Source organism: Bacteroides sp. GD17 (assembly GCF_038448625.1).
In the GTDB taxonomy this organism is placed as follows: Bacteria; Bacteroidota; Bacteroidia; order Bacteroidales; family Bacteroidaceae; genus Bacteroides.
The window spans coordinates 449833-473700 of sequence record NZ_JBCEZS010000001.1 but is presented as its reverse complement, the minus strand read 5'-3'; the positions used below and the strand labels follow the sequence as shown (position 1 = coordinate 473700).

At 48.0% G+C, this 23868-nt stretch carries 18 protein-coding genes; 15 read left to right on the top strand and 3 right to left on the bottom strand.

The features are described from left to right. Nucleotides 1-11 precede the first annotated feature (11 nt). The 3 genes from AAE250_RS01585 to AAE250_RS01575 form a co-directional block, all read right to left on the bottom strand. Complete coding sequence (locus AAE250_RS01585) at nucleotides 12-3386, bottom strand: TonB-dependent receptor (protein ID WP_294595250.1); 3375 nt, start codon at nucleotides 3384-3386, stop codon at nucleotides 12-14. A 102-nt stretch (nucleotides 3387-3488) separates the two neighbouring features. Then, complete coding sequence (locus AAE250_RS01580; protein ID WP_294595251.1) at nucleotides 3489-4478, bottom strand: FecR family protein; 990 nt, start codon at nucleotides 4476-4478, stop codon at nucleotides 3489-3491. A gap of 120 nt (nucleotides 4479-4598) precedes the next feature. Next, a complete protein-coding gene (locus tag AAE250_RS01575; RefSeq protein WP_294595253.1) occupies nucleotides 4599-5216 on the bottom strand; it encodes an RNA polymerase sigma-70 factor in 618 nt (205 codons plus the stop codon). Nucleotides 5217-5487: 271 nt separating this feature from the next. Between AAE250_RS01575 and AAE250_RS01570 the strand changes: the two genes are divergently transcribed. From AAE250_RS01570 to AAE250_RS01500, 15 genes are all read left to right on the top strand, one after another. Next, entirely contained in the window at nucleotides 5488-6804 is a 1317-nt protein-coding gene (locus tag AAE250_RS01570) for an ATP-binding protein (protein ID WP_294595254.1), read from the top strand. A 650-nt stretch (nucleotides 6805-7454) separates the two neighbouring features. Beyond that, nucleotides 7455-7958, top strand: coding sequence for a division/cell wall cluster transcriptional repressor MraZ (gene mraZ / locus AAE250_RS01565; protein WP_294595256.1), 504 nt, complete (start codon nucleotides 7455-7457; stop codon nucleotides 7956-7958). Nucleotides 7959-7974: 16 nt separating this feature from the next. Continuing rightward, a complete protein-coding gene (rsmH, locus tag AAE250_RS01560; RefSeq protein ID WP_294595553.1) occupies nucleotides 7975-8895 on the top strand; it encodes a 16S rRNA (cytosine(1402)-N(4))-methyltransferase RsmH in 921 nt (306 codons plus the stop codon). A gap of 36 nt (nucleotides 8896-8931) precedes the next feature. Continuing rightward, nucleotides 8932-9294, top strand: coding sequence for an FtsL-like putative cell division protein (locus tag AAE250_RS01555; protein WP_294595258.1), 363 nt, complete (start codon nucleotides 8932-8934; stop codon nucleotides 9292-9294). Nucleotides 9295-9346: 52 nt separating this feature from the next. Beyond that, a complete protein-coding gene (locus AAE250_RS01550; protein ID WP_294595260.1) occupies nucleotides 9347-11488 on the top strand; it encodes a penicillin-binding protein in 2142 nt (713 codons plus the stop codon). A 47-nt stretch (nucleotides 11489-11535) separates the two neighbouring features. Continuing rightward, a complete protein-coding gene (locus AAE250_RS01545) occupies nucleotides 11536-12984 on the top strand; it encodes a UDP-N-acetylmuramoyl-L-alanyl-D-glutamate--2,6-diaminopimelate ligase (protein ID WP_294595261.1) in 1449 nt (482 codons plus the stop codon). An 18-nt stretch (nucleotides 12985-13002) separates the two neighbouring features. Next, on the top strand, nucleotides 13003-14271 hold the full coding sequence (gene mraY, locus AAE250_RS01540; RefSeq protein ID WP_294595262.1) for a phospho-N-acetylmuramoyl-pentapeptide-transferase: 1269 nt from the start codon (nucleotides 13003-13005) through the stop codon (nucleotides 14269-14271). An 11-nt stretch (nucleotides 14272-14282) separates the two neighbouring features. Further along, nucleotides 14283-15617 (top strand): UDP-N-acetylmuramoyl-L-alanine--D-glutamate ligase, encoded by a 1335-nt coding sequence (murD, locus tag AAE250_RS01535; protein ID WP_294595264.1) that lies wholly within the window; start codon nucleotides 14283-14285, stop codon nucleotides 15615-15617. 25 nt (nucleotides 15618-15642) lie between these two features. Continuing rightward, on the top strand, nucleotides 15643-16959 hold the full coding sequence (locus AAE250_RS01530) for an FtsW/RodA/SpoVE family cell cycle protein (protein WP_294595266.1): 1317 nt from the start codon (nucleotides 15643-15645) through the stop codon (nucleotides 16957-16959). Nucleotides 16960-16997: 38 nt separating this feature from the next. Next, nucleotides 16998-18140, top strand: a complete 1143-nt coding sequence (gene murG, locus AAE250_RS01525; protein WP_294595268.1) for an undecaprenyldiphospho-muramoylpentapeptide beta-N-acetylglucosaminyltransferase — start codon at nucleotides 16998-17000, stop codon at nucleotides 18138-18140. Nucleotides 18141-18155: 15 nt separating this feature from the next. Then, on the top strand, nucleotides 18156-19544 hold the full coding sequence (gene murC, locus AAE250_RS01520) for a UDP-N-acetylmuramate--L-alanine ligase (RefSeq protein WP_294595270.1): 1389 nt from the start codon (nucleotides 18156-18158) through the stop codon (nucleotides 19542-19544). Next, nucleotides 19537-20274, top strand: a complete 738-nt coding sequence (locus tag AAE250_RS01515) for a cell division protein FtsQ/DivIB (protein ID WP_294595271.1) — start codon at nucleotides 19537-19539, stop codon at nucleotides 20272-20274. The genes murC and AAE250_RS01515 overlap by 8 nt, the downstream gene beginning before the upstream one ends. 35 nt (nucleotides 20275-20309) lie before the next feature. Then, nucleotides 20310-21743, top strand: a complete 1434-nt coding sequence (gene ftsA, locus AAE250_RS01510; protein WP_294595273.1) for a cell division protein FtsA — start codon at nucleotides 20310-20312, stop codon at nucleotides 21741-21743. A 57-nt stretch (nucleotides 21744-21800) separates the two neighbouring features. After that, nucleotides 21801-23114, top strand: a complete 1314-nt coding sequence (gene ftsZ, locus AAE250_RS01505) for a cell division protein FtsZ (RefSeq protein ID WP_294595275.1) — start codon at nucleotides 21801-21803, stop codon at nucleotides 23112-23114. A gap of 41 nt (nucleotides 23115-23155) precedes the next feature. Further along, nucleotides 23156-23605 carry a GatB/YqeY domain-containing protein gene (locus AAE250_RS01500; RefSeq protein WP_294595276.1) on the top strand — a complete coding sequence of 150 codons (450 nt, stop codon included), beginning with the start codon at nucleotides 23156-23158 and terminating at the stop codon, nucleotides 23603-23605. Nucleotides 23606-23868 lie beyond the last annotated feature (263 nt).

The window sequence follows — 23868 nt, the reverse complement described above, 5'->3', positions numbered from 1 at the left end:
ATTATTCTGTATTAAAAGTTTATATTCAATCCCAAAGAGAAAGTACGCGGCAAAGGATAGTTATAACTTTCCAAACCCTGATTCAGTGCATCTGTGGAATTTCCATTGATACTCATCCCCTTATAAGGCGTCAGCAGCAGTAAGTTATTAGCAAGGAAATAGACTTGCGTTCTCTGAATTCCCAAACGATTGGTAAACAAAGACGGCAACTCATAAGAAAGTTTCAGACTACGAATATTTAAGTTTGAAGCATTATAAAAGAACTTATTCGAAATACGCGCTTCCTTACGTGCATTAGAGAAATTACCCATATTAGGAGTTGCATAAGTTCCATTAGGATTATTGACCGGATGATAACGGTTATTAAAATACTCCTTTGTAGTAACAGCGAAACCTTCACCTGTATCCATATACGTAGCCAAAGCAGTACTATATAGCTTTTTACCCAATTCACTATATAAATCCAATGCCAACTCAAAACTCTTATAACGGAATGTATTGTTCCAGCCTAATACCACTTTAGGAAGTGGAGAGCCGAAGCTTCTTTTGTCCTTCGTATCAATAACCTTATCATCATTTTGATTCTTGATGATATAATCACCTATTTGCGTACCTGCCATAGCGGGATATTTCTTAAAATCTTCTTCGGACTTATAAATACCGATAACTTCATATCCATACAGTTCGGATATAGATTTTCCGACTTCCGTTATAGAGAACCCCTTACTGCCAATAATTTGAGTTTGTCCGGGAGCAAGTGCCAGAACTTTATTCTTATTAGTCGACATGTTCAATGACGAGTTCCATGCAATGGGTCCCAAGTTAACATCTTTAGCCGTTGAAAAGCGTATCTCAAAACCCGTATTTCTTACTTTGCCAATATTTTGCAAGGAAGTAGTATATCCTGATTGTTGGGGTACGGGGACACTTAACAGTAAGTCATTGGTATTAGCCAAATAAAAATCTGCATTAATACCCAGATATTTGAACAGAGTAACATCCAAACCAATATTCCAGGTGGACGTCATTTCCCAAGACAAATCGGGATTGGGAGATGAATTAATAACTGTACCGGGGGCTAAAGAGCCACCAAACAAATAATCATTGGATGACATTAAAGCCTGGGCGCCGTAATTCGCAATCTGGTTATTACCGGATTTACCCCAGCTAACTCTCAACTTAGCATAATCAATCGCCGAACTGTTCTTCATAAACTTCTCATTAGAAATCAGCCAGGCAGCAGATAAAGCCGGAAACATACCCCACTTCGTATTACTACCAAACCGTGACGAACCGTCCCTACGCATAGAAGCACTAAACATATATTTATCCTGCCAGTTATAATTCAAACGTGCAAAATATGAAATCATGGCCCAAGCGTACTGTGAAGGTTCTACCTTGAACGAGCTCCCTCCTGCAATATTCTTGATAGAGCTATCGCCAAAGTCGGTAGCAGTAACTTTCAGTATTTCCTGATCTTCTCTTTGGTAAGACTGCCCCAGCAAGACTTGTATAGTATGTTCTTTGATAAGTTTGTTGTAAGTCAAGGTATTCTCAATCAGGTAATTCTTTCTGTTCGTATTACTTTGAGAAGCGCTTATCGGTTGAGGGGCGGCAGCACGATATTTCCCGATATCTGCCGGAGTATAGAATTTATAGATTGAGGCATCATAATCGGCTCCGATATTGGTTTTGAATTTAAAGTCTTTGAATAGTTTCACTTCGGCATACATATTACCAAAGAGTCTGAGCCGGTCCGTCTTACGGTCTACTTTCTTGGCTATTGCAACAGGATTTTCATACAATGCGCCATCTGTATCGACATTGGCATTAATCTGCTCTGATATGGCCAGCGTTCCATCTTCATTGTATGGAGCGAAGAAAGGATATATGCCGGTAGCAATATTCAGAAAGTTACTGCTCATGGCATCCTCATCAAAAGTATTTTGCTTGGAATAACTGGGAGAGAAAGAGAAACCAAGAGTTATCGTATTGGTAGGCATCAGTTTCAAGTTAACATTTGCAGAGAATTTATCAAAATCAGTACCAATGATGATACCTTCCTGCTTCATATACCCTGCCGACAGTGAGTAAAATGCCTTCTCCGAACCGCCATTTACAGATATATTATAATCCTGCATAGGTGCCAACTGAAATACTTCATCCAGCCAGTTAGTATTAGTCAGCCCTTTCTGTCCATTCAGATAGGGGTAAAGATAATCCGGTATAAGTTCGCGCTTGGAGGCTCCATTTGCTTTTCTCGTAGCCGTATCATCCGTTTCCTTCCGTTTCAGCGGGTCCTTATTCACATAACCGGTATTACGTGCTTCAAGCATATACTGAGCCATATCATAAGCATCTACAAGTTCAAGTTTGTCATATCGTTGCTGCAAACTGAAAGTAGCCGAAAGAGTAACGGTGGGTTTACTGGTTTTTCCGCTTTTGGTTGTAATCATGATAATACCATTTGCTCCTCTTGAACCGTAAATAGCGGTAGAAGCTGCATCTTTCAAGACCTCAATAGACTGTATGGCATTCATATTAATGCTATTGATATCCGATCCTTCCGTCAGAGGAAACCCGTCTACTACAATCAACGGCTTGCTCCCGGCTGTCAGAGTTCCCACGCCGCGAACATTGATAACCGGACTACCTCCCGGTGTGCCCGAAGGCATCGATACCTGCACACCTGCCATCTTACCGGAAAGCGCGGAGGCAAAGTTGGTTGATGGATAATTTTGCAGTTCACCCGCTTTAACAGAAGATATTGAACCGGTAGAACTTTTCACAGTAGTCGTTCCATAACCAATGACAACCACCTCATCCAGCTGCTTGGAATCTTCCACCAAAGTGATGGCAAACGTATTCCTATCCCTCACCGGAAGTTCCTGACTACCATAGCCGATGTACGACACCACAATCGTAGCATCCGACGGCACACCGGTCAAAGAGAAATTACCGTCTATATCGGTTATTGCACCATTGGATGTTCCCTTTACCTGAATGGTTGCCCCGATAATGGATTCCCCCCTTTCATCAGTAATTTTCCCTTTAATATCTTTGGGAGTCCCCTCATATTGGCCTGCCACCTTCTTTTTGGAAATCAGAATCATTTTATTCTGTATCGTGAATTCCAAGCCAGGCCCCAGAATAGCTGAAAGGACCTTCTCGACAGGCACCTCTTTAAAAGATTCTGTTATCTTTTTACTTCCATCCACATCCTGGACTTCATAGATAATAGACAACCCCGTTTGTTGCTCTATCTCCTTCAGAACAGATTTAAGAGGCTGTGCCTTAAAGTCTTTGCTCACTGTCTGAGCATTCGCCATACCACAAAGTATGCATAGGGTTACCAATAAAAGCAACCTACATAATGGTTTTCTCATGTTGTTCATAGGAATAATTTTAGAATTGTTGTTACTTAAAAAACAGTTCTTTTAAATGTTAGACATAGTGTTAAATTTAAAAGGTTGAAACTAAAACATGTTTTATTCTCTGATATATATATATTCTTCTTTTCGTTCTACAGTAATCGGGATTAGCTTCTGCAAAGCATCCATCACTTCTCCTATCGTCTCCTGATTGCGAAGTGAGATACGGAATGCCTTGTCTCCCAGTTGCTCCGACTCCAATTCTATCCTCACATCATACTGGCGTGACAATTTCTGAACCAGCTCTTTCAGCGTGATGTGATCGAATTCCAACCTATTTTCGGCCCAAGCCTTGGCCTGCGGTGCATTTACCTTTTCACGCAGGAACTTGCCGGAAACCCGATTCAAGCGTAAAGATTCTCCGGGAGTCATTTTCAGCACTTGCTTATTGTACAGAAGTTCCACATGTCCTTCCATCAAAGTGGTAGAAGCAAACGAATCGTCCGGATAGGCAGAGACATTGAACTTCGTACCTTTTACAACCACTGCATAGGCAGGCGTTTCTACCGTAAACAGCTCTCCTTCATGCTTCTTTACTTCAAAATACCCTTCACCGTACAACTTTACAATACGATTGTCTTTATTGAATTTATTGGAATATTGCAACTTTGAACCCGCATTCAGCCATACCTCCGTACCATCCGACAAAGTAACTTTGCTTTTCTCTCCGTAAGGCGCTTCCAGCGTGAAGTAAGTCTCCGGTTGTAGATAGGAAACCGTATTCCATATTCCTAAGGTTGCCCCGGCAGTCAGCACTACGATAGCGGCAACGGCGGCAATCTTTCTCCAGAATACCGGTTTGGAAGATATCAGCATCGGAGTTACCGCTTCGTGAACGCGCATCTTGTTCTGCAATCTCATCCATTCACGTTCAGTCTCTTCATCCGCCACAGAAGAAAGCAGCCATTCATGTTCCCAAGCCTTGAACCGTGAGTGATTTTCCTCACTTGCCCGGATAAAACGGAATAAGCGTTCTTCCTCCGTACGCTGAATCCTACCTTCAAAATAACGGATTGCCAATGCCTGAATATCAATTTCTTCTTTCATAAGTGTTATTGCCTTTCTATAAGATGTAACAACTATAATTTCTCTTACCCAACCTGCCAAAGCAAAAAAAAGCAGAAAACTTTCATTTCCTGCTTTCCTAATATACTATATCCCAAACTTTCATTCATTAAAAATAACCCAGGCAAGCACCATAATGTAGACGTCTATCGGATATTTGTCCTTGAAGTGCTTGGAGAAAATATTCAGTGCTTTGGCTATCTGTTTCTCCACCGCAGTGGTCGAGATTTGCAGTTTGTCTGCTATTTCGCGGTTCTTCAGTTCCTTAAAACGGCTCATGATAAATACTTCACGGCAACGCTCTGGCAGATTGTCTATCACAATCTTTATTTGTTGCTGCAACTCATCGTACAAAAGGCCATATTCGGCATCCATTGCAAAGTCGGCATAGTACAGCCTCTCTTCGCCTTCCTGCTTTGCCAGATATTCTATCTGATGCTTTTCTATGATCGAAAGATGTTTAAGATAATTAAGGCAGCTGTTGCGCACCATGGCAAACAAAAGAGAGGTAACAGAGACTGCAGAAAGCAGCTCCCGCTTTTCCCAAAACTTTAAGAAACATTCCTGAATTATGTCCCGAGCCACTTCTTCGTCGTTCACAAAACGAATAGCATACCCTTGCAGCCGAGGATAATACTTCTTAAAAAGAAATTCAAAAGCCTCTTTGTTATTCAGCTTGATTTCCGACAACAGCACAGCTTCATCAGTAAATTCCGTCATAATGTTTTTATTTGTTCGGACACAAAAGTATGGTATGCTTTTTTCATGGGTGTTACAAACAATTGAATATCCGAAGTCGGTTAACAGAATACAATGTTCGCGAAATTTTATAAGATATGCAAATTGTGGCAGGAAATATTGTCGATTATCTGCTCGATCAGTTTAAATATCCACAATATGCTTTGTTTATCACAGTGAACTTTTTATCTTTGCAATAATTAAATGGCCATTAAATTAATGACGATTAAATTAATAATAAGTCTGATAAACTATGAGATTTTATAATCGCGAAGAAGAAATAGAATTGCTCCAACGGACGGAAGAGAAATCACTTTCGTCTGCCTGCTTCACTGTCATTATGGGACGTAGACGCGTAGGCAAAACAACCTTATTGCGAAAAGTCTTTGAAGGGAAACGATACATTTATCTGTTCGTCTCGCGCACCAATGAAGCACTATTGTGTGAGGCCTTCAAAAAAGAAATAACAGAGAAATTATCCGTTCCTATTTATGGCACTCCCAACCGTTTTATAGAATTATTCGAGTCATTGATGCAATATGCTTCACGGGAACATTTCACACTCATTATTGATGAGTTCCAAGACTTTGACCGTGTTAACCCTTCTATTTTCAGCGGTATACAGAACATTTGGGACCAGTATGCATCGCAAGCCAAAATTAATCTTATTGTTTGCGGTTCTATTTATTCTCTGATGAAGCAACTCTTTGAAGACCGTAAAGAGCCTTTGTTTGGACGTCTGACATCCAAATTCATCCTAAAGCCCTTTAAGACTTCTGTGCTCATAGAAATCTTGCAAGATTACAATCCTTCATTTACACCGGAGGACTTACTATGCCTGTATACATTAACCGGTGGAGTAGCCAAATACGTAAATTTATTAATGGATGCCGGTGCCTGTACCAAAGATGCCATGATAGACTTCGTAACACAACCCGATTCCCCATTACTGACAGAAGGCAAGGATATGCTGATACAAGAATTCGGGCGCGATTACAGCACCTACTTTTCTATCTTGCAATTGATTGCTTCGGGGAACTCCCGCCAAAGCGAGATAGACGGCATCATCGGAAAGAATAGCGGTCCGTATCTGAAAAATCTCTATGAGGATTATTCACTCATTCAGAAGCGCCTTCCCCTCTTGTCCAAACCCGGAGCAAGGAATCTGCGTTGGTTCATGTCAGATAACTTCCTGAATTTCTGGTTTCGTTTTATCTATCCCTACCAATCGGTCATTGAATTGGAGAAATACGACCTGCTCAATGAATACATCAAAAGCCATTACGTACAATATAGTGGTTGGATGCTGGAGAAGTATTTTCGTGAAAGAATTGCTGAAACCACGGCTGTAACTCAAGTAGGTAACTATTGGGATAATAAAGGAGAGAACGAGATTGATTTAATTGCATTAAACGACTTCGAAAAAGACGGTATTGTAGCTGAAGTTAAGCGCAACGCGGATAAAATCAGCTATACACTTCTGGCACAGAAAGTGGCGAACTTGCCTAAAGAGTTTTCTAAATACAATTTGGTTCAGAAGGGATTTTCTTTGGAAGACATGCTGAAATAATAGATATGATTCCCGATACCTCAAAATCTTTTCATGGGAAATACCCGAAAATCTCAAAATCTTCGTTCGCTTCACCTCTTATTTTGAAATAAGAATATTTCCGTCACAGCCACGAGAAATCCCTTTCATCCCTCTCAGAAGTATCTGTAAGGTACATTTTGCAGGGCTACACCCTATACGTTGGATGGCTACACCCTTTACTGCAAATGGCTACACCATCCGGGCAAAAGGGTGTAGCCCTGCAAAAAGGATTCTTCTTCTGTTCTATTTCTCTTCTTTTTCTGACCTTCTCCCTACTTTCTCCCTGTCTATAGAGTGGGAAAATACAAGAAGCAGATAAGACTCGGGTAAGAACCGGGTAAGAAGGAGGTAAGAGGCAGATAAAATTGTTCTATTTGTCGTTTTCGAGAAACGGACAGATCATTTTTCTGAGTTCCTTACATCCACCTCCTCACCCAAAAGTCAGTGAAACCGAAGGAAATTTACAGCAACTCCCCACCAACAAAGCATTTCAAAAGTAGCTTCATTATCAAACAAATAAGTAATGAACATGGTGTTGAAAACTTCTCTGCAAGATTTTAGTTAAAAGATTGTGGGGAATTGTGGGGAAATGTGTATTTTTACCGTCGCTTATTATAATAAGGTGAGAAATGATACAATTTTTAGGCAATATCGAAGCTAAAACAGACGCGAAAGGGAGAGTTTTTATCCCTGCCGGCTTCCGGAAACAGCTGCAGGCTGCATCCGAAGAGAGACTCGTATTGCGTAAAGACGTATATCAGGACTGCCTGGTGCTCTACCCCGAAAGCGTATGGTTTGCCACGCAAAACCAACTACGGCGGAGACTGAACAAGTGGAACGCCAAGCAACAAGCCATCTTCCGCCAGTTTGTGAGCGATGCAGAAGTGGTGACTCCCGATGGGAACGGACGCATCCTGCTGCCGAAACGCTACCTGCAAATGGCAGGCATACAAAGCGATGTACGCTTTATCGGCATGGACAACACCATCGAAATATGGGCAAAAGAGCGTGCAGACCAACCGTTCATGAGTCCCGAAGAGTTCAGCGAAACTCTTGAGGGGCTGCTGGGAGAAGAGAATATCTGCGAAGAAGAGGGCGAAAATAGAGAAGACGCCAAAGTGATGAATGACTAACAACCAGCTATTGATGATGAAAGAAGAAACGACATACCATATCCCGGTGCTGCTGATGCCAAGCGTAGACGCAATGAACATCCGACCGGACGGCACATACGTAGATGTTACGTTTGGCGGTGGTGGACATTCCCGTGAGATACTCTCCCGCCTGGGAGACGGAGGACGTCTGCTGGGGTTCGACCAGGACGAGGATGCGGAACGTAACATTGTGAACGACCCGCATTTTACATTTGTGCGCAGTAACTTCCGCTATCTGCATAACTTCCTACGGTATCACGACATTGAAGAAGTGGACGCCATACTTGCCGACCTCGGCGTATCGTCCCACCACTTCGACGATAGCGAGCGGGGGTTCTCCTTCCGCTTTGACGGAGCGCTGGACATGCGCATGAACAAGCGCGCCGGTGCCACTGCTGCCGACGTAGTGAATACTTACAGTGAAGAACGCCTGGCAGATATATTCTACCTGTACGGCGAACTGAAGAACAGCCGCAAACTGGCATCCGTCATTGCAAAGGCACGCACCACGCAGAAGATAACAACCATCGGCGAATTTCTGGAAATCATCAAACCTCTCTTCGGCCGCGAACGCGAGAAGAAAGAGCTGGCAAAAGTATTCCAAGCCCTGCGCATTGAAGTAAATCAGGAAATGGAAGCGCTGAAAGAGATGCTGTATGCCGCCACAGAAGCCCTGAAGCCGGGTGGACGGCTGGTTGTAATCACTTACCACTCACTGGAAGACCGCATGGTAAAAAATATCATGAAGACCGGCAATGTGGAAGGCAAGGCGGAAAAAGACTTCTTCGGAAACGTGCTGACTCCTTTCCGGCAGGTGAACAACAAAGTGATTGTTCCGGACGAAGCAGAGATAGAGCGGAACCCACGTTCGCGAAGCGCCAAACTGAGAATTGCAGAGAAGATGATAAAGGAATAAGATGACAGAGCGATAAGGCGATAAAGTAATAAAGCGATGAGTGAAATGGAAAATAAACAAGAAGGAAAGAAAACTGAAAAGGCGAAAAAGCGCACCTCACTGAAGAATATCATTGGTGGCGACATCCTGGCTACTGACTTTTTCCGTCGGCAGACCAAGCTGATAGTCCTCATCATGGTACTTATTCTGTTCTATATACACAATCGCTACGCCTGCCAGCAGCAGATGATAGAAATAGACAGGCTCAAGAAAGAGCTTATAGACATCAAGTACGATGCCTTGACACGCAGCTCGGAACTGATGGAACGGAGCCGGCAATCGCGCATTGAGGAATATATATCAACCAAAGAGAGCGATTTGCAGACCTCCACCCATCCGCCGTATCTGATAAAGAAATAAGATTGTAAAACGTAAACAGTAGATAAAATTGGCCGTAAATAAGAAAAATATAATGACCCGTTACTCCTTCGTCGTCCTTCTTCTGGGACTGGTGGGGATAGCCATTGTCGTGAAAGGCGCCATGATTATGTTTGCCGAACGACAATACTGGCACGACGTAGCCGATCGTTTCGTGAAAGAGAATGTAACGGTAAAGCCCAACCGGGGAAATATCCTTTCTTCGGACGGCAAACTGATGGCAAGTTCGCTGCCCGAATATAAAATCTTTATGGACTTCATGTCCGGCGAACGGGACGAAGCCCGCCGCAAGAAAGACCAGCAGCGCAAAGACTCCATTTGGAAAGCCAATTTGGATTCTATCTGCATCGGGCTCAACCAAATCTTCCCCGACGTCAGCGTAAACACCTTCAAGAACCATCTGCGCAAGGGACGGGAAATGAAAAGCCGGAACTACAACATCCTGCCCAACCGCAACCGCCGTATCTCCTACATCCAATACAAGGAAGCAAAGCGGCTGCCGGTATTCAAGATGAACAAATACAAAGGCGGTTTCCACGAACAGGTTTACAACCAACGCAAGAAGCCGTTCGGCTCTCTCGCTGCCCAAACCCTGGGACGCCTCTACGCCGATACCGCCATGGGAGCCCGTAACGGTATCGAGCTTGCCTTCGATACCCTGTTGAAAGGCCGCGACGGCATCACTCACCGTCAAAAGGTAATGAACAAATACCTCAACATCGTAGACCTGCCTCCGGTGGATGGCTGCGACATTGTTTCCACACTCGATGTGGGCATGCAGGACATCTGCGAAAAGGCACTGGTAGACAAGCTGAAAGAAATCAATGCCAACGTAGGCGTAGCCGTACTGATGGAAGTAGCCACGGGAGAAGTAAAAGCCATCGTCAACATGATGAAAGCAGGTGACGGCAACTATTACGAAATGAACAGTAATGCCATCAGCGATATGCTGGAACCGGGTTCTACCTTCAAGACCGCCTCTATCATGGTAGCACTGGAAGACGGAAAGATTACGCCGGACACTGAAGTGGACACCGGCAACGGTATCATGAACATGTACGGCAGCAAGATGAGGGACCACAACTGGCACCGCGGCGGCTACGGTAAGATAAACGTGACACGCATCCTGGAAGTTTCGTCCAACGTGGGTGTCTCCTACCTTATCGACAAGCATTACAAGGACAATCCGCAGAAGTATGTGGACGGACTGAAGCGCATGAGCATCGACCAGCCCTTGCACCTGCAAATACCCGGCGAAGGAAAGCCGAACATCAAAGGTCCGAAAGAACGCTATTTTGCCAAGACTACCCTGCCGTGGATGAGCATCGGTTATGAAACCCAAGTGCCGCCGATGAACATCCTGACCTTCTACAATGCCATAGCCAACAACGGCACGATGGTACGCCCGAAGTTCGTGAAGGCAGCAGTGAAAGACGGCGAAGTCATCAAGGAATATCCTACGGAAGTCATCAATCCTAAAATATGCTCTGACCGCACCCTGGAACAGATTCGTGAAATCCTGCGGAAAGTAGTGTCCGAAGGATTGGCAAAGCCGGCGGGAAGCAAGCAGTTCTCCGTATCGGGTAAGACGGGTACGGCACAGATTTCGCAGGGAGCCGCCGGATACAAATCGGGACGGGTGAACTACCTCGTGAGCTTCTGCGGTTATTTCCCCTCAGAAGCACCGAAGTATAGCTGCATCGTCTCCATACAGAAACCGGGACTTCCCGCTTCGGGCGGTCTGATGGCAGGTAGCGTATTCGGAAAGATTGCAGAAAGAGTTTATGCCAAAGACCTGCGTTTTGATATACGCAATGCCATAGACAGCACTACCAACGTCATTCCTGCCGTGAAAGGCGGGGAAATGAACGAGGCGCTTTATGTGCTGAATGAATTGAATGTCCCCGTTCAGAAACAATTCTCCGGCCAGAAGCGGAAGGAGTTGTGGGGACACACCCAGGCTGCACCGGAGGCAGTAATCCTGCAAGACCAGGTAGTATCTTCAGCCACAGTGCCCAACGTCATCGGCATGGGAGCCAAAGATGCCGTCTACCTGCTGGAAAGCAAAGGTCTGAAAGTAAGAATAAGCGGCGTGGGACGGGTGAAAAGCCAGTCCATTCCAAGCGGCAACCGGATTGTAAAAGGACAGACGATTCTGCTGACCATGCGCCATTGATGATTAAAACCAAAAAGAGAATTAATATAGTATATATAATAAGGTATATGAAACTTAGTGATTTGTTGAAAGCGATACAACCGGTCCAAGTTACCGGAAGTACAGAGATGGAGATAGCAGGGGTTAATATAGATTCCCGCCTGGTAGAAGCCGGACATCTGTTTATGGCCATGCGTGGCACGCAGACCGACGGGCATGCCTATATCCCGGCAGCCATCGACAAAGGAGCCGTTGCCGTGCTCTGCGAGGAAATGCCTGAAAAGCTGAACGCAGGCGTCACCTACATCGTGGTGAAAGACAGTGAAGATGCAGTGGGCAAAATAGCCACCACCTTCTATGGCGACCCTACCTCCAAAATGGAACTTGTAGGCGTGACCGGAACAAACGGAAAAACGACCATCGCTACCTTATTATATAATACATTCCGCTATTTCGGCTATAAAGTCGGACTGATTTCTACCGTATGCAATTACATCGACGACCAGCCCGTACCTACCGAGCATACTACCCCCGACCCCATTACGCTGAACCGCCTGCTGGGCGAAATGGCCGACTCCGGTTGCAAGTATGCCTTTATGGAAGTCAGCTCCCACTCCATTGCCCAGAAGCGCATCAGTGGATTGAAGTTTGCCGGCGGCATCTTCAGTAATTTGACGCGCGACCACCTGGACTATCACAAAACAGTGGAGAACTACCTCAAAGCCAAAAAGAAATTCTTCGATGATATGCCCAAGGGTGCCTTCAGCCTGACGAATCTGGATGACAAGAACGGGCTGGTGATGACTCAGAACACACGTTCCAAAGTATATACTTACTCCCTGCGCAGCCTCAGCGACTTCAAAGGCAAGGTATTGGAATCTCATTTCGAAGGCATGCTGCTCGACTTCAACAACCAGGAGTTGGCTGTACACTTCATCGGCAAGTTCAATGCCTACAACCTGCTTGCCGTATTCGGCGCTGCCGTATTGCTGGGCAAGAAAGAGGAAGAGGTACTCGTTGCCCTCAGCACCCTCCATCCGGTAGCGGGACGTTTCGATGCCATACGTTCACCCAAAGGTTTCACCGCCATTGTGGACTATGCCCATACCCCGGATGCACTGGTCAATGTATTGAACGCCATTCACGGAGTGCTGGAAGGAAAAGGCAAGGTAATCACCGTAGTAGGTGCAGGCGGCAACCGCGACAAAGGCAAGCGTCCCATTATGGCAAAGGAAGCAGCCAAAGCCAGCGACCGCGTCATCATCACCTCGGACAACCCGCGTTTTGAAGAGCCGCAGGATATCATCAACGATATGCTGGCAGGACTGGACAAGGACGATATGCAGAAGACAATCAGCATCGCCGACCGCCGGGAAGCCATCAAGACAGCTTGCATGCTGGCACAAGCGGGAGACGTAATCCTCGTTGCCGGAAAGGGACACGAGAATTATCAGGAGATTAAGGGGGTGAAGCATCACTTCGACGATAAGGAGATACTCAACGAAATAATGAACTAACTAATATCTTCCAGAAACATGCTTTATTACTTATTCCAATGGTTAGATAAATACGACTTCCCCGGTGCGGGGATGTTCTCCTATACATCATTCCGCTCGTTGATGGCCATCATCCTGGCATTGCTCATTTCGAGTATCTGGGGCGACAAGTTCATCAACCTGCTGAAACGGAAGCAGATTACCGAAACGCAACGCGATGCCAGCATCGACCCGTTCGGTGTGAACAAGGTAGGCGTGCCCAGCATGGGCGGTGTCATTATCATCTTTGCCATACTCATCCCCTGCCTGCTGCTGGGCAGGTTGGACAATATCTACATGATATTGATGCTGATTACCACCGTATGGCTGGGTTCACTGGGGTTTGCCGACGATTACATCAAGATATTCAAGAAAGATAAGGAAGGACTGCACGGCAAGTTCAAGGTTATCGGCCAGGTAGGTCTGGGACTGATCGTGGGACTGACGCTTTACCTCAGCCCGCAGGTTGTGATCCGTGAAAACATCGAGATACAGAAGCCGGACGGAGGGATAGAAGTGGTACATGCCGCCAAAGAAATCAAGGCTACGCAAACCACGATTCCGTTCTTCAAAAGCAATAACTTCGACTATTCCGACCTCGTAGGCTTTATGGGCGAGCATGCGCAGACGGTGGGCTGGGTACTGTTTGTCATCATCACCATCTTTGTGGTTACTGCCGTTTCCAACGGTGCCAACCTGAACGACGGCATGGACGGCATGGCAGCAGGCAACTCCGCCATCATCGGATTGACGCTGGGAATACTGGCTTACGTATCCAGCCACATTGAATACGCCGGATATCTGAACATCATGTACATTCCCGGCTCGCAGGAACTGGTAATCTTTATCTGCGCCTTTATCGGTGCCCTCATCGGTTTCTTGTGGTACAACGCCTATCCGGCACAGGTATTTATGGGCGATACGGGCAGTCTGACGATTGGCGGTATCATCGCCGTATTTGCCATCATCATCCATAAGGAACTGCTGATACCTATTCTTTGCGGGGTATTCCTTGTAGAGAATCTGTCGGTCATCCTGCAGCGCTTCTACTACAAGGCGGGCAAGCGGAAGGGCGTAAAGCAACGACTCTTCAAGCGGACACCGATACACGACCACTTCCGTACTTCCATGAGCCTGATAGAACCGGGATGCAGCGTAGTGTTCACCAAACCGGAGAAGCTGTTCCACGAATCGAAGATTACCGTCCGCTTCTGGATTGTAACCATTGTGCTGGCAGCGATAACGATTATAACATTGAAGATAAGATAAGTAGAACATATATGAGTAGAATTGTAATTTTAGGAGCAGGCGAAAGCGGCGCAGGTGCTGCCGTACTCGCCAAAGTGAAAGGTTTCGACACGTTCGTTTCCGACATGTCCGCCATCAAAGACAAATACAAGGAACTGCTGGACAAGTATGGCATCGCCTGGGAAGAAGGACACCACACCGAAGAACTGATATTGAACGCCGATGAAGTGGTGAAAAGTCCCGGCATCCCCAATGATGCTCCGCTTATTCTGAAACTGAAAGAGAAAGGCACGCCTGTCATCTCCGAGATAGAGTTTGCCGGCCGCTATACGAATGCCAAGATGATCTGCATCACCGGATCGAACGGAAAGACTACCACCACTTCCCTCATCTACCACATCTTCAAGAGTGCGGGACTGAACGTAGGGCTGGCGGGAAACATAGGCAACAGCCTCGCCTTGCAGGTAGCCACCGAACAGCACGACTATTACGTCATCGAACTGAGTTCCTTCCAGCTGGACAACATGTATAAGTTCCGTGCCAATATCGCCGTGCTGATGAACATCACGCCCGACCACCTGGACCGCTACGACCACTGCATGCAGAAGTACGTAGATGCCAAATTCCGCATCACCCAGAACCAGACACCGGAAGATGCTTTCATCTACTGGAACGATGACCCCATCATCAAACGCGAACTGGACAAGCACGGGCTGAAAGCGCAGCTCTACCCCTTTGCCGCCGTAAAAGAAGACGGAGCCATCGCCTACGTGGAAGACGGAGAAGTGGAAATCAACGAGCCGATAGCCTTCAACATGGAGCAGGAAAAACTGGCTTTGCAGGGTACTCATAACTTGTACAATTCCTTGGCTGCCGGTATCTCTGCCAACCTTGCCGGCATACAGAAAGAATACATCCGCCAGGCGCTGTCCGACTTCAAAGGAGTGGAGCACCGGTTGGAGAAGGTTGCCACCGTACGCGGTGTGGAATTCATCAACGACTCCAAAGCCACGAACGTCAATTCCTGCTGGTATGCCTTGCAAAGCATGAAAACCAAGACAGTGCTTATCCTTGGCGGTAAGGACAAAGGAAACGATTACACCGAGATAGAAGACCTTGTACGCGAGAAGTGTTCCGCCCTGGTGTACCTGGGACTGCACAACGAGAAGTTACATGAGTTCTTCGACCGCATGGGACTGCCCGTAGCCGATGTGCAGACCGGAATGAAAGATGCCGTAGATGCAGCCTTCAAACTGGCAAAGAAAGGCGAAACCGTATTGCTCAGCCCTTGCTGTGCCAGCTTCGACCTCTTCAAGAGTTACGAAGACCGCGGCGATCAGTTTAAAGACTGTGTTAGGGCGCTGTAATTATTAACTTTTAATTTGCGAAGCATTGGATTTACTAAAGAGCATATTCAAAGGAGACAAGGTTATCTGGATCATCTTCCTGGTCCTCTGTCTCATCTCCATCACGGAAGTGTTCAGTGCTGCCAGTACGCTGACTTATAAAAGCGGCGACCACTGGGGACCGATTACACAGCACAGCATCCTGCTGATAGTGGGTGCTATCATCGTGGTACTGGTGCACAACATACCTTATAAATGGTTTCAGGTGTTTCCGGTATTCCTGCTGCCCATTTCCATCGGGTTGCTTGCCTTCGTCATGCTGATGGGCTTCGTCACCGGCGACCGCGTGAATGGTGCCGCCCGCTGGATGACGTTCATGGGCATACAGTTCCAACCATCCGAGATAGCGAAAATGGCAGTCATCATCGTCACCGCCTTTATCCTCTCGAAGGGGCAGGATGAAGACGGGGCAAGCCCGAAGGCCTTCAAGCGCATCATGATTATCACCTGCATCGTCTGCGCCCTTATCCTGCCGGAGAACTATTCGACGGGAATGCTGCTTTTCGGCACAGTCTACCTGATGATGTTCATCGGACGCATTTCTCTCAAGAAACTATTGATATTGGGAGGAGGAATCATGGCAGTCGGTGCAGTATTTGTCACCTTCCTGCTGGCCACGCCGGACAAAACGCTCGAAAAGATTCCGATGGGACACCGCTTTACAACGGTCAAGGCACGAATTGCAGACTTTACCAACAAAGAAGAAGTGCCTGCCGCCAAGTTCGATACAGACGGAGACGGACAGGTGGCACATGCGCGCATCGCCGTAGCCACCAGTAACGTCATAGGCAAAGGCCCCGGAAACTCCGTGCAACGCGACTTCCTGAGCCAGGCTTTTTCCGACTTCATCTACGCCATCATCATCGAAGAACTGGGACTGGTGGGCGGAATCGTTGTTGTATTCCTCTACGTCTGCCTGTTGGTACGCGTAGGGCGTATAGCCAAGAAGTGCGACCGCACTTTCCCTGCTTTCCTCATTATAGGAATAGCCCTGCTGCTCGTCACACAAGCGCTGTTCAACATGATGGTAGCCGTAGGATTGGCGCCCGTCACAGGACAACCGCTACCGCTTATCAGTAAAGGAGGAACATCCACGTTCATCAACTGTGCCTACATCGGCATGATATTAAGCGTAAGCCGATATACAGCCAAGCTGGAGGAACAGAAGATGCACGATGCCCAAATACCGATGCTGGTAGATGCGGCAGACCCGGAACATCCGGAACTGCCTGCCAACAGCGAAGCCCAGACTGCAGCCGAGCCGACGGCAAAGGTATTGAACAGTGATGCAGAGTTTGAGTAGAAAAGAAAAGAACAGAACGTTAGTATAAACAGATAGAAATGAACAGTAACCCACGCATAATCATCAGCGGCGGAGGAACCGGCGGACATATCTTCCCGGCAGTCTCCATCGCCAACGCCATAAAGGAGCTATGCCCCGATGCCGAAATCCTCTTCGTAGGCGCCGAAGGAAGAATGGAAATGCAACGTGTGCCCGATGCCGGATATAGAATCATCGGCCTGCCCATTGCCGGCTTCGACCGCAAGCATTTGTGGAAGAACGTAGCCGTACTGGTAAAATTGGCACGCAGCCAGTGGAAAGCGCGCAGCATCATCAAAGAGTTTCGTCCGCAAGTAGCGGTAGGCGTGGGCGGCTATGCCAGCGGCCCCACACTGAAGACGGCAGGAATGATGGGCATCCCCACGCTGATACAAGAGCAGAACTCATACGCCGGCGTCACCAACAAGCTCCTGGCACAAAAAGCCAGCAAAATTTGTGTGGCTTACGAAGGTATGGAGAAGTTCTTCCCGGCCGAGAAGATTATCATGACCGGTAATCCGGTACGCCAGAATCTGCTCGCCCACTCCACCCCGCACGAGGAAGCTGTGAAGTTCTTCGGGCTGAATCCGGAGAAGAAAACCATCCTCATACTGGGCGGAAGCCTCGGAGCACGCACCATCAACCAAACCCTGACCGAAGGATTGGAGACCATCCGTACCAACCCGAACATACAGTTCATCTGGCAGACGGGAAAGATATACATCGAGCAGATAAGGGAAGCCATCACTGCCGCCACGGGAGAAGCCGTGCGCCATCCGCATATCAATGCCATTCCGAATCTGTACGTTACGGATTTCATCAAGGACATGGCAAGCGCATACGCAGCCGCCGACTTGGTCATCTCGCGCGCAGGAGCCGGTTCCATCTCGGAGTTTTGCCTGCTGCATAAACCGGTCATCCTGGTGCCTTCGCCCAACGTGGCCGAGGACCATCAGACCAAGAATGCCCTGGCACTGGTGAACAAGGATGCCGCCATCTACGTGAAAGACGTGGAAGCCAAGGAGAAGCTGCTGCCTGCAGCCCTGGAAACAATCTCCAATGCCGAAAAGCTGAAAAGCCTGAGCGAGAACATTGCCAAGTTGGCATTGCCCGACTCGGCGACGATTATAGCAAAAGAAGTATTGAAACTGATAAAGGAATAGAACCCAATATAGAAGATGAAAGATTTAGAAACAATCAAATCCGTCTACTTCGTCGGTGCCGGCGGCATCGGTATGAGTGCCCTGATACGCTACTTCCTCTCCAAAGGAAAAACAGTAGCCGGCTACGACCGTACCCCAAGCGAACTGACCGAACGCCTCATTGCGGAAGGTGCACAAATACATTACGAAGAGAACGTCAACCTCATCCCCGAGAACTGCAAGGACCAAGCCACCACCCTGGTAATCTACACCCCTGCCGTTCCCCAGGAACATGCCGAACTGACTTATTTCCGTGAAAATGGTTTCGAGATACATAAGCGCTCCCAAGTACTGGGCATCATCACCCGTAGCAGCAAGGGCCTCTGCGTGGCAGGCACACACGGCAAAACCACCACCAGCACCATGGCTGCCCACCTGTTGCACCAGTCGCACGTAGGTTGCACCGCCTTCCTCGGAGGCATTTCGAAGAATTACGGCACCAACCTGTTGCTCTCCCCCACCAGCCCTTATACAGTGATCGAAGCAGACGAGTTCGACCGTTCCTTCCACTGGCTGTCTCCCTGGATGAGCGTTATCACAGCTACCGACCCCGACCATCTGGACATCTACGGTACCAAAGAAGCCTACCTGGAAAGCTTCCGCCACTACACCACGCTTATCCAGCCCGGCGGCGCCCTTATCATCCATCGGGGACTGGAAATGCAACCCGACGTACAGCCGGGTGTCAAGACCTATACTTACTCGCGCACCGAAGGCGATTTCCATGCCGAGAACATCCGCATCGGGAACGGTGAGATCTTTATCGACTTCATTGCCCCCGATACCCGTATCAACGATATTCAGTTGGGCGTCCCCGTCAGCATCAACATCGAGAACGGCGTAGCCGCCATGGCGCTTGCCCACCTCAGTGGTGCCACCGACGAGGAAATCAGACAAGGCATGGCAAGCTTCCGCGGAGTAGACCGCCGCTTCGACTTCAAGCTGAAGACGGACAAGATTGTATTCCTCAGCGACTACGCCCACCATCCGGCAGAAATAGCCCAAAGCGTGAAGTCCATCCGCGAGTTGTACCGGGACAAGAAGATAACCGCTATCTTCCAACCCCACCTCTACACCCGCACCCGCGACTTCTACCGTGATTTTGCCGACAGCCTCTCCCAGGCAGACGAAGTAATCCTGACAGAAATCTACCCGGCACGCGAACAGCCCATCCCCGGCGTGACGAGCCAACTGATTTACGACCAGCTCCGCCCGGGCATCGAGAAGTGTATCTGCAAGAAGGAAGACGTACTGAACCTGCTCGCACAAAAGCACACCGAAGTGCTGATAGTGCTTGGAGCCGGTGACCTGGATAACTATGTACCCCAAATAACCCAACTATTATCGGAGAAGTATCATGATTAAGAGGATTCTACTTTCTATCGTCCTGCTGCTCGTCATCGCCTACCTGGCAGTGGCCATCACCGCCTTCAACCGGAAGCCGGCCGCCCAGGTGTGCCAAGATGTGGAGTTAGTGATTAAAGACACGGTATATGCCGGCTTCATTACGAAAAAGGAAGTAGCTACCCTATTGGAAAAGAAAGGCATCAGCCCTGTCGGGAAAGACATGGAGCGCATCCGCACCAAGACCCTGGAACGCGAACTTGCCAAACATCCGCTCATCGACCAGGTGGAATGCTACAAGACGCCCAGCGGCAAACTCTACATCGAAGTAGCCCAGCGCATCCCCATCCTGAGGGTGATGAGCGCCAACGGCGAGAACTACTATCTGGACGACAAAGGAACGGTGATGCCACCCGATGCAAAGTGCGTTGCACACCTCCCCGTTGTGACCGGAAATGTAGAAAAGTCGTTTGCCATGAGGGATTTATATAAGTTTGGTGTATTTTTGCAGAACAATCCGTTCTGGGATGCACAGATTGAGCAGATTCATGTGCTGTCCGGCAAGAGGGTGGAACTGGTGCCACGGGTTGGCGACCACATTATCGACCTCGGCAAACTGGACGGCTTTGAAAAGAAGCTCAAACGGCTGAAAGTATTCTACGAAAAAGGTTTGAACCAGGTAGGCTGGAACAAATACTCCCGCATCAACGTTGAATTTAGTAATCAGATTATCTGTACGAAACGGGAGTAGTAAATTGTAAATGAAATCATAATTAAAAGAAAGATATGGCAACAACAGATTTTATCGCCGCTATCGAGTTGAGTTCTTCTAAGATTTCCGGTATCGCAGGAAAGAAGAACAGTGATGGAAGCATCCAGGTGTTGGCTTATGCACGCGAAGATGCATCCTCGTTTATCCACAAGGGTGCCATCTACAATATCGATAAGACCGCACAGGCACTGACCTCCATCGTCAACAAGTTGGAAGGCCAGTTGAACAACTCCATTGCCAAAGTATATGTAGGCATCGGCGGACAGTCATTACACACAGTGAAAAATGCGATAAGCCGTACGCTAGAAGAAGGAGAAGACATCATCTCGCAGGAATTGATAGACTCCATCTGTGACAAAAATCGCGACACAGCTTTGGTAGACTGGTGTATCTTGGATGTCGCCCCACAAGAATACAAGATTGACAATAACCTGCAAGTAGATCCGGTAGGTGTTACCGGCCAGCAGGTCACCGGACAATTCCTGAACATCGTGGCCCGTGCTTCGCTCAAGAAGAACCTCGAACACAGCTTCGAGCAAGCCAAGGTGGAAATAGCCGACGATCTGCTCGTTGCACCCACAGCCCTGGCCAAAGTTGTACTGACGGAAAGCGAGATGCGTTCGGGCTGTGCCTTGGTGGACTTCGGCGCCGATACTACAACGGTGCTGGTTTATAAGAACAACATCCTGCGCTACTTGAGTGTACTGCCGTTGGGTAGCAGCAACATCACCCACGACATCACTTCCCTGCAAATGGAGGAAGAAGATGCCGAAAAGCTGAAACTGCAATACGGCGATGCCCTCTACGAAGAGGAGGAAGACGCAGAGACCCCTGCCGTATGCACGCTGGAAGACGGACGGACGTTCGACCTGGCTTTGCTGAACAACATCATAGGAGCACGTGCGGAGGAGATTCTTGCCAACGTATGGAACCAACTGCAACTTTCCGGTTATGAAGACAAACTCTTCTCCGGCGTTGTATTCACCGGCGGTGGTGCCAATCTGAAGAATATCGAAAAGGCTTTCCAGAAGCAAAGCAAGATGGAGAAGGTAAAGACCATGAAGCTTGTGCATACCACCGTGCATGGTTACACAGATGTGCTGAAGAAGGATGGACGGCAGAACACTCTGCTCGGTCTGCTTGTTGCGGGCAAAGAGAACTGCTGCCTGCAAGAAGTGAAGCCCGCACAGCCCGTCAGCACCCCTACTCCCAAACCGGTTGACATGTTCGGCAACGACGAAGTACTGAAAGAACAGGAAGCTGCCGCCCGTGCCGCCAAAGCGCAACGCGAGAAGGAAGAGAAGGAGCGCAAGGACCGTGAGCGCAAAGAGAAAGAACAACGCGAGAAAGAAGCTAAAAAGCAGAAAGCGAAAAAAGGACCCAGCTGGATCGAGAAGACTTTCAACAAGATTTCCAACGAAATCTTCTCGGACGACGATATGAAGTAATCAAATGTATAACCCTAATTGTCAATTACCAATTGTCAATTATCAATTAATAAAGCTATGGACGATATAGTACAATTCGATTTCCCGACGGATTCGCCGAAGATTATCAAAGTAATCGGTGTAGGCGGTGGTGGCGGTAATGCCGTGAACCACATGTACCGGGAAGGCATACATGACGTTACGTTCGTGCTGTGCAATACAGATAACCAAGCGCTGAAAGACTCTCCCGTACCGGTAAAGCTGCAACTCGGCAAAGAAGGGCTCGGTGCCGGAAACCGTCCTGCACGCGCCCGTAAGGCTGCCGAAGAGAGCATCGAAGATATCAAGACTATGCTGAACGACGGCACCAAGATGGTATTCATCACCGCCGGAATGGGCGGCGGCACGGGTACCGGAGCCGCACCTATCATCGCGAAGACCGCCAAAGAGATGGACATCCTCACCATAGGCATCGTCACCATCCCCTTCCGCTGGGAAGGCGATAAGAAGATAGACCAGGCGCTGGACGGTGTAGAAGAAATCAGCAAGCACGTAGACGCCCTGCTGGTCATCAACAACGAGAAACTGAGCGAAATATACAGCGAACTCTCCGTAGACGACGCCTTCGACAAGGCCGACGACACCCTCTCGGTAGCCGCCAAGAGCATTGCCGAAATCATCACTCTGCACGGAAAGGTAAACCTCGACTTCAACGACGTGAAGACGGTGCTGAAAGACGGCGGCGTAGCCATCATGAGTACCGGCTACGGCGAAGGCGACAACCGCGTGAGCGAAGCCATCAAGAACGCGCAGCACTCTCCGTTGCTGAACAACAACGACATCTTCAACTCCAAGAAGGTACTGCTCAACATCTCCTACAGTTCGCAACACAAGCTGATGATGAGCGAAATGGACGAAGTGAAAGAGTTTATGAACCGTTTCAGCCGCGACTTCGAGACCAAATTTGGTATGGCCATCGACGACAAGCTGGAGCAGAAAGTAAAGATCACTTTGCTTGCCACCGGCTTCGGTATCCAGGACATCCACATGAAGGAGATGGACGACCGCATCACCCAGCGCACCGCCGAAGAGCAACAGCGCCTTGCCGAACTGGAGGAAGAGGAAGAACAGAAGCGCAACCGTCGTGAAGTGTACTACGGCAAGGATGCCAACACCAGACACCTGCATACAAGACGTCGCCACATCTACATCTTCAACCCCGAAGATCTGGACAATGCCGACATCATCAGCATGGTAGAGAACTCCCCCACATACTCCCGCGACAAGAGTACCCTGACCAACATCCGGGTGAAAGCCGAAACGGAAAGCATGCTGGCTACGGAAGCGGCGAAGGAGAGTGAAGCCAATGAAGGAGGAGTCATCACCTTCTAAATCCCATTTATTGAACAATAACTTAAAAGCAAAATAGCCTTATGGATTTATTTGAAAGAGTCAGCGAAGACATTAAAACCGCAATGAAAGCCAAAGATAAAGTGGCGCTCGACACTCTGAGAAATATCAAGAAAGTATTCCTGGAAGCCAAAACCGCCCCGGGAGCCAACGATACACTGAGCGATGCAGATGCTATGAAGATTGTTCAGAAACTGACCAAGCAAGGCAAAGATGCAGCCGAGATATACGTACAACAAGGCCGCCAAGACCTGGCAGATGCCGAACTGGCACAAGTAAAGGTAATGGAAGCCTACCTGCCCAAGCAGATGACTCCCGAAGAGTTGGAAGCCGCACTAAAAGAAATCATTGCCGAAACAGGTGCTACCGGCGGCAAAGACATGGGCAAAGTCATGGGCGTAGCCAGCAAGAAACTTGCCGGACTTGCCGAAGGCCGTGCCATCTCAGCCAAAGTAAAAGAACTGTTGGGATAATCAGCCCCAAGCTTTTCTTGTTATAAAGACCGTGCTTCACGTCTTTCTCCCTTTCTTTCAGAAGGGAAAAAGGCTTGAAACACGGTCTTTTCATATACACTTTCTCTCTGATAACTAATGCGTTGCGGTTTCCTACCACTAGGAAACTAGCGTTTCCGCGCGCAGGAACGCCAGTTTCTCCTTGTGGGAACGACAGTTTCCTTTAATGGGAACGAGCGTTTCCTCTTATGGGAACGACAGTTTCCACACATGGGAACGGAAGT